Below are 15,041 nucleotides of genomic sequence, written 5' to 3'. Positions count from 1 at the left end.
GGTGAATGGATGGGTGGATGAAGGGATGGTTGGATGGCCCGGAAAATGACACGGACACGCACGGACACACACGGACTGATGCCCCTCAGAACCAACGCTGCCCGCCCGTGTCTGTCCGTGTCTGTCCGTGTGTCTTGCCTCGCCCTCGCCGCCTCGGCCCTGGCCCTTGCCGCCGAGAAAGAGGCCGACACCCCCTTCTGCCGCATCTTCGACACGGGGACACGCTTCGTGGCGCGCCCCTCCGCGGAGGATGTCGCCAAGAGGACCGGTTGGCAGCAGATTCCCGACGGCGACCTCACACACAAGTTCAGAGGCGACGTTGCTCTCGTCAACGATAGGCTGACGGCCATCCTCTCAAGCGGGGCCTGCAACCTGCACGTTTACTCCAGGGCGACCGCGGGCATCTGTTGCCGGGGCAGTGCGCTGATCTTCGGCCCGTCTGAGGGGCGCGGAGCGGTCGCGCTCCTCCCCAATTCGTTCAGAGCCGTCGAGAATACCCCCGGCGCCGTCGCGGTTGAGGCCCTCTATCACGTGAAGGCCCAGCCAGTCGCGCGCTTCCGCCTGACAACGGGAGAGGGAGTGTTGGAGATCCGTCCATCCCAGGGGGCCGACAGCCTCTTGACGGACTCGGCGGCTCGGTACGTTGTAGTACCAGAGTTCTTCGCCGACGACATGGTTCTCGATACCAAGGCCGCCGCCGGAGCCGTCCTCCCGGTTGAGAGCCACTTCCTGCGCCTGCTGGACGGCGGCGACGCGATGGAGATGTGGGTCTCGCAGGCGCCGCTGCCGAAGGCGACTGTTGGAGGGAGCATCCACCTGGTCAGTGGCAAGAGCGTCTGGCTCGCGTTTTTGGAAGAGAAGGGGATTTGGCACAGTCGCGCGGCGGGGGCGAAGGACGACTGGCAGCCGCCATTTCCCGCGAAGTGGCGGTGCAGCATGGCGGGCAAAGATGGCCTGGCCGTGTCGTACGACTACGAGAAGGGCCCGCCGGCAGGCGTGGCGCTCCCTGACGGGCCGACGGTCATCTATCCGATTGACCGCACGAAGGCCACGCCGCTGACGACGATCCTGCCGATGGACGTGATGCGGAACACCCTCGGCGTCGGGCCGTGCCAATACGTGCTCCAGGCCGAGGGGCTCGCGTCCGAGGCCAATCCAACTCCCGAACAGGTGAGCCATTGGGTCGAACAGCAGTTCAAGAGGAAGAAGGACAAGGCGGCGAGAGACGAGATCAAGGACCGCCTTGCGCAGATGGTGGATCATGTCGCGCGCGTCCAGGCGCGAATCGGGCAATACGGCGAATCGGCGAAGCAGCTTCGCGCGCTCTGCCAGAAGCACGAGGGTGCAGAGCGCTGCCTGGCGATTGTGAGCCACCTCGAACAAGCCGCGGCGATAAAGGATGATCTGCCCAAAGCCGCGAAGCGGATGGCGGACGGCGTCGTCGCGCTCATCGGCGAGGAGAACGCGCTGGAGGAGTGTCAGAAGCTCGGCGAGGCGATTCGGGCGATTGGCTCGGCCCAGGACGCCGCCCTCGCCCGCTGCCGGCTGCACGTGCGGCGCCTGAGGGCCGAGTGCGCCTCGCACCCGGCCTCGCCATTGTCGAAGGAACTTGCGCCATTGATTGAGCGCATGCTTCAGGGGAAGTAAACCGTTCACTCGTTCGTAGTTCCGCCTTCAGGCGGTCTTCGGGAACCGCGTAAGAGGGGAACCAAGGAGTCGACAAGAGCCGCCTAGAGGCCGAATTACAAACACGAACAAGGAAGGAAGCTAGTGACCGCCAACACACTCCTGGCCGTTCTTATGGCCTTCTCGTTTGTGTCGGCCGGAGAAGAAGGCCCTCCCGTCGCAGTCCGGCTGTTTGACACCGGGGCGGCGTCCGCCGCTCCCCTCGCCCCCGAGGCGCTGGGGAAGCGGGACGGCTGGACGCAGGTCGCGGAGGGGAAGACGGACCATGCGTTCAAGGGGGATGCAGCGGCAATGAACAACTGCGTGGCCATCGTGGTGCGGAAGGGCGCCGCGGTGATTGACCTCTATTCCCTCGCCGCGGACGGCGCTCGCCTCCTCGCCACGCTCCAGCCCATCGGCGCCGCCAAGGCAACCCCGGCCCCCCACGTGAGGGCCATCAAGAACGCCCAGGGCGTGGTCGCGGTCGAGCTGTTCGGCCTCCAGGTCGAGTTGGGCACGGGGCGTCCCTTCGTGAAGACGACCGCAACTGCGGGCACGACAGAGCTCCGCATCGAGGCCTCGTGCCGCTTCGCCGTGATGCCCGACTTCTTCGCCGACGATATCGTGGTGGACGCCTCGGCCATTCCCGCGGGGAGGGCCGACCTGCCCTTCGAGAACTTCCTGCTGCACTTCGTGGGCGACGGGGAAGCGATCCTGGCCGCCATCTCGCCCGACCAGGGCGAGGATTCGTTCATCACCATGTCGGGGCAGGGCGAGCAGCGGCGCATCACGGCCTCGACCATCCCCTACGGCAAGTCCAAGACCCTCTGGCTGGCCGCCCTCGCCGACAAGGGGGTGTGGCACGTCCGCGACGTGGCGAAGGAGGACGCCGACCGGGTGCTCAAGCTGGACTGGAAGGCCCCCTTCCAGGCCCAGTGGCGGGTGGACTGGCGGCTCGATGACGGGCTGAACGACAGTTGGGAGATGCTCATCCAGCTCCCCGACGGCAAGTTCGACAAGCCCGACTGGTTCGGGCAGAGCGACCGCGTGGGCACGCCCGACTGGATGAAGGCGAATCGCCAGCGGTGGACGACGGTGCTCGGCACGTTCCAGTACCCGTGCTGGCTCGACCGGGAGGGCCAGGGCTTTCTCCAGCCGCTGAAGAAGGGGCTGAGATTCCAGGGGCCGGCGCTCCTCTATCCCCTCCACCGCGTGCAGGCCACGCCGCTCGACCGCTTCACGCTGGTGGACGCCGTGCGCGAGTGCCTGGGCGTCGGCCCGTGCGAGTATGTGCTGGATGTGGAAGGGCAACGCAAAGTGGCCCGCGGCGCGGCCACATGTGCCACGCGCACCCGGCTCGACGGCATCTACGCCGCGAAGCAGCAGGGCGAGAGGCGGGCCGAGGTGGAGAAAGCCCTTGATGACGTGCTGGCCTTCGTCCAGCTCGTTCGCGGGCGGATCGAGGCATACGCTCAGTTTGGCCGCGAGCAGTTCGCCTGGCTCGAAGACCAGAGGAAGGCGAAGCCCGAGCTGGCCGAAGCCCTCACCCAGATGCAGGGCGTCTTGAAGCGCATCGAGTCGGCCTACGCGAACCGCCAAGGGGCCATTCGCCCGGCCGGGGACGCGGTGGCCCTTGTGGACGACTTTCGCAGGAACCTGGTGGGCTACGAAGGCGCCGACGCACTCGACCGCTGCAAGCAGATCACCAAGGCGTTGGTCGGCATCGGCGGCGCGCAGGACGAGTTGGTCGGCGAGTGCCGCATGGCCGTGAAGGTGTTGCGGCAGCGGGCGGGCCTCGCGATGGCGAGCGACCCGCGCATGGGCGACATCGCCAGGGAACTTCGCCGCCGCACCCAGGCCATCCTCCGCGCCCCGGCGGGCTACGAGGCGCCGAGGCACTGAGAGCCCAGATTCCAGATGCCAGATTACAGATTGAGGAAGCAACCTCTGCGGTCTGGAATCTGGAATGTGGAATCCGGAAACCGAAGGAGAATGCTCGTGAGCTATGGCAGCCGCTATCGCGTGTCGGCCGTTTCACTCCTCGCCCTCTCCCTCGCGGCGTGGGCGGGAGAGGCGCCGAGGAATCTGTTCGAGGACCCGAACTTCGAAATGGGCGGGGCCGGGCCGTGGAGGATGGACAAGGGCGGCGGCACGAAGGCCGAGTTCAAGGTGGACGACCAGGATGCCTTCGAGGGCAAGCGGAGCGCGCTCGTGACCATCGAGGCCACGGGCGAATGGGGCGTGCAGTTCGGCCAACTCGCCCCGGGCGGCCAGCAGGGCAAGACCTATACCTTCGCGGCATCCGTCAAGAGCGTCGCCGAGCCGACCGAGGTGCAACTGGAGATCGAGCGCTCGGCCAAGCCCTGGGACCGCGCGGTGCGCTCCCAGAAGTTTGCCATCGCCAAGGACAAGTGGACCGAGCTTCACGTGACGTTCAAGGTCGAGAAGCCTTTCGCCGAGGGCTGGTTCGCCTATGTGAGCTGCAACCGCCCGAACGTGGCGTTCCGCGTGGACGCCTTCCGCCTCTACGAGGGCGACTACGTGCCCTTCGACAAGGCGGCGAAGCAGGAGGCGGCGGCAACGGGCGTGAGCGTGTTCGAGATGACGCCCTCGACCTCCGCGTTCTTCGCAGCACGCTGGGCCAAGAAGGAGGGCATCGAGAAGCTCCCCGAGAGCCAGACGCCGCGGCCGCTCAAGGCCGGCAACAGCGCGGTCATTGCGAACGACCGCCTGGCCGTGGAGGTGCATCACGGCGCGCTGATTGAGGTCTATTCCCTCAGCGGGAAGGAGCCGACGCTTCGCGCCCAGTTGACGGACTTGCCCGTCAGAAGCGTGGGGCCGCCGAGCACTGTCACTGTGACGAAGAACGCACCAGCCGGGTGCGCGGTGGACGTGGCGTACAAGCTCCCCAATGGCTCTCAGGGCGGCCTGCGCATCGAGTTGCGCATGGGACAGGCGTTCATCGAGACGGCGCCCATCGGCGCCGCGACGACGGGGCTGGCCGTCAAGGCCCCCTGCCGCTTCGCCGTGCTGCCCGACTTCTTCGCCGATGACATCGTGGTGGACGCGACGGAAATCCCCGTGGCCAGGGGCGAGCTGCCGAGCGAGAACTTCCTCATCCATTTGCTGCCGAACAACGAATCGCTTGTGATGGCGGTGTGGGACGTGCGGGGCGACGACGTGGAGGCCGTGATCTCGGGCGAAGGCAAGGACAGGCAGCTCAGGGCGTCCTGCATCCCCTTCGGCTCCAAGGGCAAGATATGGGTCGCCGCGCTCGACGCCCCGGGCATCTGGCACGTGCGCGACGTGGCGAAGGACGATGCGGGGAAGATCGTGAAGCTCGACTGGAAGCCGCCTTTCCCCGCCCAGTGGCGGATGGACTGGCGGCGGGAGGACGGCCTCGCGGATAGCTGGGAGATCATCGCGCAGCGGAGCGACGGGCAGTACGTCAAGCACTGGCTCGGCAATGCCAGCACCATCCCCCGCGACCGCAAGCGGTGGACGACCGTGCTCGGCAGCTTCCTCTATCCCTGCTGGATTGACGGGCAGGGCGAGGCTTTCCTCCAGCCACTGTCCAAGCCCTTCCGCTGGGAGGGGCCGGCGATCATCTACCCCCTCGGCCGCACCGGCGGCACCCCGCTGGACACCTTCACCGTGCTCGACATCGTGCGGAACACTCTAGGCGTGGGGCCGTGCGAGTACATCCTCGACCTCGAGGGTCAGCAGTCGCACTACAAGGGACGGGCGACGTGTGCGAACCGCGACTTCCTCAACCCCATCTACCAGAAGGGCGAGCAGAAGAAGCGCCGCGACGAGATCCTGCGCTCGCTCGACGAGGTGATGGTCTTCATCCGCCACATCCGCGGGCGCATCCAGACCTATGTGGACTTCGGCCGCGACGTGCTCCAGTACCTGGCCGAGCAGAAGCAGGCGCACCCCGAGCTGGCCGGCCGCATCGCCGAGCTGGAGAAACTCACGGGGATGATTGACGGCTATGTGGCCAAGCGGCGCGACGCGATCAGGACGCCCGACGAAGCGCAGAAGATGGTGGACGAATTCCGCGGCACTATGCTAGACTATGAGGGCGCCGACGCCTTCGAGCGCTGCAAGAAGTTCACGGCCGCGATCGTCGAAATCGGCGGGAATCAGGACGAGCTGGTGGGCGAGGGGCGGCTCGCGATCAAGCTGGTGCGCCAGCGCGCGGGCCTGCTCATGGCCCTCGAGCCGAGGATGGGCGAGATCGCCCGAGAGGTGCGCGCCCGGGCGCAGAAGGTCCTGCGCAGCCCCGCCGGGCACGAAGGGGCGCGGCACTGAGCCGCCGAGCGATTCCATCATGAGGAAGCCAGGCATGCCGGAGAAGCCGACCAGGAACTGGCCCGTCGCGTTCAGCCTGCTATTGCTCCTCGGCGCGTGCTCGAGCACCGACAAGGCACGCGACGAGGCGGGGAAGCCGAAGCCGTTCATCACCAAGTCGGGCATCGAGATGGTGCTGCTCCCCGCCGGCGAGTTCCGCATGGGCGATTCGGACGGGGCCGATGACGAGAAGCCCGTGCACCGCGTGCGGCTGAGCGCCTTCTACATCGACAAGCACGAGGTCACGCAGCAATCGTACCGCGATCTGATGGGCAAGAACCCCTGCGAGGCGTCGCGCGAGGGCAAGGCCGACCGCTTCTACGGCCTCGACAAGCCCGTGGTGCGGGTGAGCTGGCCCTTCGCGGTGCGCTACTGCAACCTGCGGTCGCTGCGCGACGGCCTGAAGCCCTGCTACAAGGAGAGCGGCACGACGTACGAGTGCGACTTCGCGGCGAACGGCTACCGCCTGCCGACCGAGGCCGAGTGGGAGTATGCCTGCCGCGCCGGCACCTCGAGCCGCTACTCGTGCGGGAACAACGCCGTGGTGCTGCGCGACTTCGCCTGGCTGGCCGACAACGCCGGGGGCGCCACGCACCCCGTGGGCCAGAAGCTGCCGAACCCGTGGGGGCTGGTGGATATGCACGGCAACGCCGCCGAGTGGTGCAACGACGCCTATGCCGAGGACGCCTACCAGCACACGGAGGCCCAAGACCCCCGCGGCCCGGCGAAGGGGACCGAGCGTGTGATTCGGGGGGGAAGCTGGCGCTCCAGCGCCGATCTGTGCCGATCGGCCGCGCGCAGCTACGAGACGCCGGCGCTGGCCGACGTGTGCTTCGGCTACGAGCAGTACGGCTTTCGGTGCGTGCGCCGCGGGCCGGACGAGCCGCAGGCCCCCAAGAAGTAGGCGCGATCATGCCCGCGGCAGGAGCCCCAGGCCGGGGCGGTCGGGCAGGAGGAGGCGGCCGGCGGCGTCGAGCGCGACGCCGGTGTAGGGGTCGTTCGAGATCAGCAGGTGGCCGTCGAGGTCGGCGTACTCCACCAGCGGGGCGAGGTGGGCGGCGGCGGTGATGGCCACCGAGCTCTCGATGAAGCAGCCGAGCATGACCGTCATGCCCAGCGCGTGGGCGAGGGCGATCATCCGCCGCGCCTCGGCCAGCCCGCCGCACTTCATCAGCTTCACGTTGATGCCGTCCACGGCGCCCTCCAGGGCGCGGATGTCGTCTGCCGTCGTCACGCTCTCGTCCGCGAGGATCGGCAGCGAGACGGCGCGCCGCAGCTCGCGCAGGCCGGCGATGTCGCCCGGCGGGATCGGCTGCTCGATGAACTCGATGCCGTAGGGCTGGAGGGCGCGGATCTTGTCAATCGCCTCGGGCACGGTCCAGGCGGCATTGGCGTCCACGCGCAGCGGCTTGTCGGTCACGGCGCGGATGCCGTCGAGGATCGCCAGGTCGTTGGGTGTGCCGACCTTGATCTTGAGGATGGCGTAGGGCTCGGCCTCGCGCACCTTCTCCTGCATCTCGGGCACGGGGGCGATGCCGATGGTGAACGAGGTGAGGGGGGCCTTGGCGGGGTCGGCGCCGAAGAGGCGCCAGAGCGGCTGGCCGAGCCTCTGGCCCGCGAGGTCGTGGAGCGCCACGTCGAGCGCGGCCATGGCCCCGCGGCTCGTGCGCACCTCGGGCGGCAGGCAGTCGAGCAGGTTGGCGACGGCGCGCGGCCAGGCGTCGGGCGGGCCGTCGGCGCGCACATCCGCGAACGCCTCGACCAGGGACGCCTGGCCCTCGAGCCAGCGGGCGAAGAACTCCAGGGCGCGCAGGATGCGGCAGCGGTCCTCGCCGCGGAAGTCGTAGGGATGCGCCTCGCCCAGGCCGGTGAGGCCCTGGTGCTCGATGGCCAGGAGCACGTTCTCCGCCACGTCCACCGCGGACCGCGAGATGCGGAAGGTGCGGCGCAGGGTCAGGTCGAGATCGCGGCAGGTGGCACGCATGGGCCGTGGGGCCTCCGGGCTGGGCCTCCCCTGTCGTGCGCATCATACCGAATGCCGCCCGGCGGCGCAACCGGGCCTCCGAGGGGGGGTGGGCCGGAATTGTGGGTCGCTGCGGGAGCTCCGAAGGAGCGAAATGGGATAGCCCAGGGCAACGCCCTGGGAACCAGACCGCCCCGCGGCAGCCCTGACAGGGCGGAATAGAGAGCTTCTATCTCGCCCCTTCAGGGCTGGACCCGTGAATCCCGCTGAACCCAGGGCGTTGCCCTGGGCTATCCCATGCGAGCCCTTCAGGCTCCAGAGAGAACCACCTTGCCTACAGTTCCTGCCCACACCCTCCGAGGGGGGTGGGCCATTTCTGTAGGCAGTCTTTGTTGCGGCCCCTCGTGGCGACAAGGGTCCCGCTTGTCGAACGGATGAAGCGAGCCGCAAGCGAGACGCTCGCGGCCGCCTTTGGAGGCGGAAGCAGGGAAACCGTGCCTGTCACGCGGTGACATCTGGCACGCGTTGGAGGCGTAAGCCGTGGCGCGCCAGGCGGTTAGGCGGGGCGGCGACCGCCGGGGTCGCTTGACCCAGGGGCCGTCGCCCATACTTGCTCAATAGTGAGGGGGGAGAGTGAGCAAGTATGAGCCGAAGGGCGGGAATGGGCGATTCTCGCGGTTCTGTCCATACCGGCTCTGCCCGGAGGGTGAGCAAGTATGGGTAGAATGGCGAGAATGGACGATTCTCGTGGTTCCGGGCGTCGCGAGCCTGTCCGAGCGATGAGCAGGTATGGGCGGGCGGGGTCAGAGGAGGGCCTCGACGGCCTGGGCGAGCTTGTCGGGGCCGAAGCGGATGACATCGGTGGCGGGGAGGCCGGTGTCGGCCTCGGCGTGGGCGATGGCATCGCGGGCGGCGGCATCGGAGAGGTCCACGCAGTTGAGGGCGAGGCCGATGACCTTGGAGGGGAAGAGGGGGGCCATGAGGCGCTCGTAGAGGGCGATGAACTGGGGCAGGGGCAGGATGGGCACCTCGGGGTGGTGGCGGAGGCGCGTGCGGGTGGGCTGGTGGCAGAAGACCATGCCGTGCGGGGCGCAGCCGTGCATGAGGCCGAGGGTGACGCCCGAGTAGGCGGGCTCGATGAGGGTGCCCTGGCCCTCGACCACGAGGACCTCGTGGTGTTTGTTCTCGACGAGCATCATCTCGACGGCGCCGGGCACGAAGTCGGAGATCACGCGGTCAATGGCGATGCCGGAGCCGGAGATCATGATGCCGGTCTGGCCCGTGGCGACGAAGCGGGCGTCGCGGCCGCGGCGGGCGAGGGCGTCGGCGAGTTCGACGGCGACGAGCATCTTGCCGATGGCGCAGTCGGCGCCCACGGTGAGGATGCGTTTGCAGGGGAGGGTGCGGGCGAGGTTGGCGCCGAGGGGGATGCCCTCGGGGGGGCGTCGGACGTCGTGGATGGTGACGCCGTGGTCGCGCGCGAGGGGTCCGAACTCGGGGTCGTCGGCGAGCATGAGGTGGAGGCCGCTGATGATGTCGAGGCCGCGCTCGATGGCCTCGCGGATGAACTGGCGCCAGTCGTCGGGCAGGGCGCCGCCGGCGGGGGCGATGCCGATGAGCAGGGAGCGGGGCTGGTAGCGCATGGCCTCGGCGACGGAGCCGACGATGGGGATGCCGCGGCCCACGCCCACGAGGTCGGCGGGGTCGCGGCCGGCCTCGTTGCGGTCGAGCAGGGCCACGACGTCGCGGGGCCGGTAGCGCAGGATGCAGGTGGCCGTCTTCGAGGTGAAGACGCCCAGGTGGCCGTCGGTGAGGAGGAGGACGCGGCGGTTCTCAAGCATCGCGCGGTCCTCGGAGCTTGTCGCAGAACGCGCGAGCGGCGGCCTCGACGTCGTCGGCGTCCAGGATGCCCCTGATCACGGCGACGCGGTCGGCGCCCGCGGCGAGGACCTCGCCGACATTATCGGTGGTGATTCCGCCGATGGCGAAGACTGGGATGCGGACGGCTCGGGCCACGTCGGCGGCCCGTACCGGGCCGATAACCTCGCGGTCGGGCTTCGAGGGGCTGGGGAAGACGGCGCCGCAGCCGATGTAGTCGGCGCCCTCGGCCTCGGCCTGCTGGGCGAGTTCCACCGTGTTGGCCGTGGCGCCGAGGATACGGGTGGGGCCGAGCAGGCGGCGGGCGGCGCGGAGGGGCAGGTCGTCGGCGCCCAGGTGCACGCCGTCGGCGTCGCAGAGCAGGGCGATGTCTGGGCGGTCGTTGATGATGAGGAGGGCGTCGTGCTCGCGGGTGGCCTCGCGCAGTTGGCGGGCGAGGGCGAGGAGCTGGGGCGCGGAGGCGCTCTTATCGCGGAGCTGAAGGATGTCGGCTCCGCCGCGCAGTGCCGCGCGCCCGGCTTCTGCGAGGTCGGTGTGCCGGCCCTGCGCGGGGCCGAGGATGACGTAGAGCTGTGCCTGAGCCAGGCGGCCGCGCGGGAGTTTGAAGAGCTGGAGCTCGAGCTCGTAGGCGGCGTAGCGGAGGTGCTGGATGCCACGGGCGGCGTCGGGGCTGAGCGTCTTGCCGTATTCTTCGAGGCAGCGGAGGGCCTCTTCGAGGCGCTTGAGGGCGGCCTTCGCCACGTCGGCAGCCGAGGCTCGGCGCAGCTCGGCGGGCGCTGTGAGGGCGGTGCCCACGTCGCCCGGGGTGTCACGGACGGCGAGAAGGGCTTCGCCGGGGATGCCGAGGGCATCGAGCTGGCCGCGGAGGCGGTGGCGGAGGCCCTTGAGCGCATCCGCGAGGCGGGCCGAGTCGAGGGCGAAGCGTGCATAGTCCTCGGCGACACGCAACGCCTCGCGCGCCCGATTCGCATTGGCGTCCAGGATTCGCAGCGTTGCCGGTTCAGCCATGGCCAGATCGTAGCAGAAGGGCGCGCGGCGTGCAAGAGCTTGATCCGCGCAGCGCGCTGTGGTAGGATGCGGCGGCGTGGAGTGGCGATGCAGCGGACGTGCAGAGGAGGCTCGTGCCGTGGCACCGACGGCCGGATTGCGGATGACGCGCGAGGAGCAGGAGCGGGTGGCAGGCCTCGCGCTCCTGTTTCTGCGCGCCCGCGCCAAGTTGAACGACATGGTCAGGCGGCGGGGCGATATCAGAGGGATTCCGTTCGTCGAGCTCGACGCCTTCGTGGAGAACGAGCTTTTCGATCTCAAGGAGGAGTGCCACTGGCTGTTTCGCAGCCAGGAGCGTGCCGACGTCATGGAGGCCAGCTCGGCCATGCTCTTCGACATCCTGGTGGGCTCGCTCTTCCACCAGTGCATGAAGACGAAGGAGAACGCCTACCAGGTCGAGCGGTACGAGCCGAAGTACGACGCTCTCCGCAAGGTGCTTCAGCGGCCCAACGCGCCCAAACACGTGGAAGGCTTCCTGCGGGAAGGCGAGCGGATCATTGACCGCGCCCGCCGAGCCCTGTTGCGGGAGTTCAACTACGCGGTCGAGCTCTTCGACGATGCGTGCGTGGTCCTGCGGCGCGTTCTCGCCGAGCACCGCGACAGCCCCCTGCTGGCGCGGACGCTGGTGGATAACGACGCCCTGGTGGAGGCCGTCTACGGCCAGCCCGGGAAGAGCGGCTCCGGCGCGGCCAGTTCACTGGAGTTGCTGCTGAACGAGATGTACGACGGTCATCCCGCGCTCGGGTACATTCTGGCGGCGAGCGATCTCTATGAGGGCGGATGGTACGAGCGGGCGAGGAAGCTATGCAAGCGGGCCCGGAAGCTCGACCCGAAGAACAAGCAGGCCACGCAACTGCTCAACAAGGTGAATGCCGCGGCTCACGCCCATTTGGGTTGACTCGTCCGGCAGGCGTTGGCAGACGGGTGACGCGGCCCGGCGCGCGATTCACGCCTTTGGAACATCCGCGAGACGCACGCGCAGGCCCACATCGAAGGGGGCGCTACAGCTCGGGCAGATCAGCCACACCGTTGTCTCGCCCCCCGCCTCGGGCCGCGCGTCCCCGCGAAAGCTGATGTGGAAGCCGTTCTCGTACCCACACTTGGGGCACGTGTGCTGCCAGCCCTTCACCTCCAGGCGGCTTGCCTCTGGCATGAGCCATCCTCCTGACCGAATCAGACAACACCCGGAACTACGGCCCCAGCAGCAAATGCCGCGCCGGCCGCCCTCCGAAACGTAAGTGCTTGCCAGCTATGAACTAGCTCGTTGCCGCCCAGGCGGGGATGGACGTTCTGGTGCAGCACCGCACCGGAACGGCGAGCGCTCCGCTCGCGACCCGGCCAGACCGGACGGCCCGCGACCTGGCCGATTCTGTGAACCTCCCCGGCCGCTGGCTCACGCCACGGTCTGCCCGTCCATGGTGCCGACCGTGATATCAAGCTCGGCGCGGTGGGCGATCCGCTCGATCTGTCCGTCGCGAATCCACACCACGCGGTCGGAGGCGGCGAGCATCTTCATGTCGTGGGTGGCGCACACGACCGTGGCGCCGCGCTCGCGCTGGAGTTCGCGGAGCAGGGCGAGGATCTCCTCGCCCGTCCGCAGATCCAGGTTGCCGGTGGGCTCGTCGGCAAGGACGACGGCGGGGTTGTTGACGAGCGCCCGGGCGCAGGCGACGCGCTGCTGCTGACCGCCGGAGAGTTCGGGGGGCCGGTGGTGCAGGCGGTGGCCGAGGCCCACGCGCTCGAGCGTGGCGGCGGCGCGGCGATCGGCCTCCGACGGGCTCACACCCGCAAAGACGAGCGGCAGCCGCACGTTCTCCAGGGCCGTGAGCGTGGGCAGCAGGTTGAACGTCTGGAAGATGTAGCCAATCCTGTTGCAGCGCAGCCAGGCCAGCTTGCGCTCGGTGAGCGATGCGATGTCCTTGCCGTCCAGCAGGATTTCGCCTGCCGTGGGGCGGTCCAGCCCCCCGATCATGTTGAACAGCGTGCTCTTGCCGCTGCCGGAGGGGCCCATGATCGAGAGGTACTCGCCGCGGGCGATGTCGAGGTCAATGCCGCGGAGAGCGTGCACCTCTTCGCCCTCGAGGCGGTAGATGCGGCGGACGCCGCGGGCCTGGATGATCGCGTCGCGGCAGTTCGTCATCGGATCTCGCCCACCTTGATCTCCAGGTCCTTCCGCTCCTCGAGGCGGTCGCACAGCCCATCGCGAATCCACACCACGCGGTCCGAGACAGCGAGCATCTTCATGTCGTGGGTGGCGGTGATGATGGTGACGCCGTGCTCGGCCTTAAGGCGATGAAGAAGATCGATGATCTCCTCGCCGGTCCGCAGGTCGAGGTTGCCGGTCGGCTCGTCGGCGAGCAGGATGGCGGGGTCGTTCGCGAGCGCGCGGGCGCAGGCCACACGCTGCTGCTGGCCGCCCGAGAGCTGGGGCGGCTTGTGCTTGAGGCGCTCGCCGAGGCCCACGAGCTTGAGCAGCCATGCCGCCTTCTCGCGCGCGTCGTCGCTCGACAGCCCGGCGAACACCATCGGCAGCATCACGTTCTCCAGGCACGTCATCACGGGGATGAGGTTGAACGTCTGGAACACGTAGCCGATCTTCCGGCAGCGGAGCCACGCCAGCTCGAAGGCGTCGAGTTGCGCGATGTCCACCTCGTCTATGAACACCTTGCCCGAGGTCGGCTTGTCAAGCCCGCCGATCATGTTGAACAGTGTGCTCTTTCCGCTGCCCGAGGGCCCCATGATGGACAGGTATTCGCCGGCGAAGATGTCGAGCGACACGCCGCGGAGGGCCTGGGTTTCCACGCTGCCCATCTGATAGACCTTCCACACCTCGCGCGCCGAGACGACGGTGCGGCGCGCCGAGGCATCGTCCATTCCGTAGAGCAGGTCGTGAAGGGCACTCGCGCTGGGTTCCACAGTCTTCCTCGTATGCCGAAGTCTCGTGATGCGTGATGCGTGAGAGGAGGAAAAGCGCGCCACGCTCTTCTCTTCTCACGCATCACGCATCACGTGCCACCCCTCACACATGCGATGCGAGGGCTGCCGCGGGCACCATTTTCGCCGCCACGCGCGCGGGATAGATGGCCGCCACCATGGCCAGCGCCACGCCGGCGGCCAGGCACAGCCCGCCGTACAGCCCCAGCGTGCCGAAGCTCACCGCGCCCACCACCCGGCCCACGCCAAACGTGTAACCGTAGGCCGCCAGCGGAAAAGCTATGCCGAGCGTCACGCCCAGCACTGCACCCGCGAGGCCCATCAGCAGGCTCTCGATGAGAAACAGCTTGACCACGAAGCTCGACAGCGCGCCCAGGCACTTCATCGTGCCGATCTCGCGGAAACGCTCGGTCACCGACATGAGCATGGCGTTGGCGATGCACCCGACCGTGACGAGCAGGGACACAGCGACGATCCAGGCCATGCGATACGCGGCCTGGCGCTCGCGCTTCGCCGCGAGGGCCACCCCCTCGGGCCGAAGCTCGAGGCCGAGGTAGCGGAGCCGCGCGTCGGCCGCCGTGGGCCTGCGGAAGACGAAGAACGGTTCGGCAGGGGCCGCCGTGGCGAGCAGCGGCTCATAGTCGCCCAGGAGAAGCGCGCCGCGGAGGCCCTCCGGCGCCTCGGCGGGCGCGCCGCGATGCACCACGGCGCCTGCCGACGCCAGCGCGTCGAGGAACGCCACGTCGGCGTCGCTCGGCCGGGCCGCGAGGGCGAGGAACGCCTTGCCCTTGAGCGTGCCCACCTCGCCGCGCAGCGCGGCCAGGCGGCGCTCGACGTCGCGGGCCAGGGCCGCCTCGGCGCTCATCGCCCGCTGGATGTGGAAGCCCGACAGCACGGCCATCAGGAACGCGATGCCCAGCGCCACGCCCGACAGCGTGATGACCGACCGCCCCAACCGCGTGCGAATGCCGCGGAGGCAGATGCCCACCGCGACGCGCAGCGGGAGGATTACCTGGTCCTGCACCTCGCCGCCTGAATGAATCGTGTCGGATTGGGCCATGAGGTTACACCAAATCCGAAACCCGAAACTCGAAATCCGAAACAGACTCAACACCCCAATTCCCGAGAGACCCAAACAAGACTCGGAGACCAGGGGACTCGCCTGCGATGCAGCTCGTTTTGTGCTTCGAGGTTCTATGCT

The 15,041-nt window shown here is 68.5% G+C and carries 12 protein-coding genes; 5 read left to right on the top strand and 7 right to left on the bottom strand.

Features of this window, described 5'->3' with window-relative positions:
- The first annotated feature begins 117 nt into the window (after positions 1-117).
- From PLE19_05335 to PLE19_05320, 4 genes are all read left to right on the top strand, one after another.
- Positions 118-1,647, top strand: coding sequence for a hypothetical protein (locus tag PLE19_05335; GenBank protein ID HPD14349.1), 1,530 nt, complete (start codon positions 118-120; stop codon positions 1,645-1,647).
- Between the two features lie 123 nt (positions 1,648-1,770).
- Positions 1,771-3,567: a hypothetical protein gene (locus tag PLE19_05330; protein HPD14348.1), complete on the top strand. Its 1,797-nt coding sequence runs from the start codon at positions 1,771-1,773 to the stop codon at positions 3,565-3,567.
- 96 nt (positions 3,568-3,663) lie between these two features.
- Positions 3,664-5,979, top strand: a complete 2,316-nt coding sequence (locus tag PLE19_05325) for a carbohydrate binding domain-containing protein (protein ID HPD14347.1) — start codon at positions 3,664-3,666, stop codon at positions 5,977-5,979.
- A 34-nt stretch (positions 5,980-6,013) separates the two neighbouring features.
- Complete coding sequence (locus PLE19_05320) at positions 6,014-6,922, top strand: SUMF1/EgtB/PvdO family nonheme iron enzyme (GenBank protein HPD14346.1); 909 nt, start codon at positions 6,014-6,016, stop codon at positions 6,920-6,922.
- A 6-nt stretch (positions 6,923-6,928) separates the two neighbouring features.
- On the opposite strand, the gene PLE19_05315 is transcribed toward PLE19_05320, so the two are convergent.
- The 3 genes from PLE19_05315 to PLE19_05305 all read right to left on the bottom strand — a co-directional run bounded on the left by PLE19_05315 (position 6,929) and on the right by PLE19_05305 (position 10,867).
- A complete protein-coding gene (locus PLE19_05315) occupies positions 6,929-8,002 on the bottom strand; it encodes a dipeptide epimerase (protein HPD14345.1) in 1,074 nt (357 codons plus the stop codon).
- Between the two features lie 782 nt (positions 8,003-8,784).
- Positions 8,785-9,822 carry a DUF1611 domain-containing protein gene (locus PLE19_05310; GenBank protein HPD14344.1) on the bottom strand — a complete coding sequence of 346 codons (1,038 nt, stop codon included), beginning with the start codon at positions 9,820-9,822 and terminating at the stop codon, positions 8,785-8,787.
- Positions 9,815-10,867: a thiamine phosphate synthase gene (locus PLE19_05305; GenBank protein ID HPD14343.1), complete on the bottom strand. Its 1,053-nt coding sequence runs from the start codon at positions 10,865-10,867 to the stop codon at positions 9,815-9,817. Before PLE19_05305 ends, PLE19_05310 begins: the two co-directional genes overlap by 8 nt.
- Positions 10,868-10,985: 118 nt before the next feature.
- Between PLE19_05305 and PLE19_05300 the strand changes: the two genes are divergently transcribed.
- Positions 10,986-11,804, top strand: coding sequence for a hypothetical protein (locus PLE19_05300; GenBank protein ID HPD14342.1), 819 nt, complete (start codon positions 10,986-10,988; stop codon positions 11,802-11,804).
- 48 nt (positions 11,805-11,852) lie between these two features.
- Here the strand turns inward: PLE19_05300 and PLE19_05295 are convergent, their stop codons facing one another.
- The 4 genes from PLE19_05295 to PLE19_05280 all read right to left on the bottom strand — a co-directional run bounded on the left by PLE19_05295 (position 11,853) and on the right by PLE19_05280 (position 14,900).
- Positions 11,853-12,059: a hypothetical protein gene (locus PLE19_05295; protein HPD14341.1), complete on the bottom strand. Its 207-nt coding sequence runs from the start codon at positions 12,057-12,059 to the stop codon at positions 11,853-11,855.
- Between the two features lie 240 nt (positions 12,060-12,299).
- Positions 12,300-13,046 carry an ABC transporter ATP-binding protein gene (locus tag PLE19_05290; GenBank protein ID HPD14340.1) on the bottom strand — a complete coding sequence of 249 codons (747 nt, stop codon included), beginning with the start codon at positions 13,044-13,046 and terminating at the stop codon, positions 12,300-12,302.
- Positions 13,043-13,780, bottom strand: coding sequence for an ABC transporter ATP-binding protein (locus PLE19_05285; GenBank protein ID HPD14339.1), 738 nt, complete (start codon positions 13,778-13,780; stop codon positions 13,043-13,045). Before PLE19_05285 ends, PLE19_05290 begins: the two co-directional genes overlap by 4 nt.
- Positions 13,781-13,925: 145 nt before the next feature.
- On the bottom strand, positions 13,926-14,900 hold the full coding sequence (locus PLE19_05280) for an FtsX-like permease family protein (protein HPD14338.1): 975 nt from the start codon (positions 14,898-14,900) through the stop codon (positions 13,926-13,928).
- Positions 14,901-15,041 lie beyond the last annotated feature (141 nt).

The sequence above is a fragment of the Planctomycetota bacterium genome, from assembly GCA_035384565.1.
In the GTDB taxonomy this organism is placed as follows: domain Bacteria; phylum Planctomycetota; class PUPC01; order DSUN01; family DSUN01; genus DAOOIT01.
Note: the sequence above shows the minus strand (reverse complement) of the source record. Positions and strands in the feature narration are given on the sequence as shown.

What these genes read in the sequence shown, in the direction of transcription:
- PLE19_05320 (HPD14346.1), top strand. Translation starts at nt 6,014, where the DNA reads ATGCCGGAGAAGCCGACCAGGAACTGGCCCGTCGCGTTCAGCCTGCTA.
- PLE19_05315 (HPD14345.1), bottom strand. Translation starts at nt 8,002, where the DNA reads ATGCGTGCCACCTGCCGCGATCTCGACCTGACCCTGCGCCGCACCTTC.
- PLE19_05310 (HPD14344.1), bottom strand. Translation starts at nt 9,822, where the DNA reads ATGCTTGAGAACCGCCGCGTCCTCCTCCTCACCGACGGCCACCTGGGC.
- PLE19_05305 (HPD14343.1), bottom strand. Translation starts at nt 10,867, where the DNA reads ATGGCTGAACCGGCAACGCTGCGAATCCTGGACGCCAATGCGAATCGG.
- PLE19_05295 (HPD14341.1), bottom strand. Translation starts at nt 12,059, where the DNA reads ATGCCAGAGGCAAGCCGCCTGGAGGTGAAGGGCTGGCAGCACACGTGC.
- PLE19_05290 (HPD14340.1), bottom strand. Translation starts at nt 13,046, where the DNA reads ATGACGAACTGCCGCGACGCGATCATCCAGGCCCGCGGCGTCCGCCGC.
- PLE19_05285 (HPD14339.1), bottom strand. Translation starts at nt 13,780, where the DNA reads ATGGACGATGCCTCGGCGCGCCGCACCGTCGTCTCGGCGCGCGAGGTG.
- PLE19_05280 (HPD14338.1), bottom strand. Translation starts at nt 14,900, where the DNA reads ATGGCCCAATCCGACACGATTCATTCAGGCGGCGAGGTGCAGGACCAG.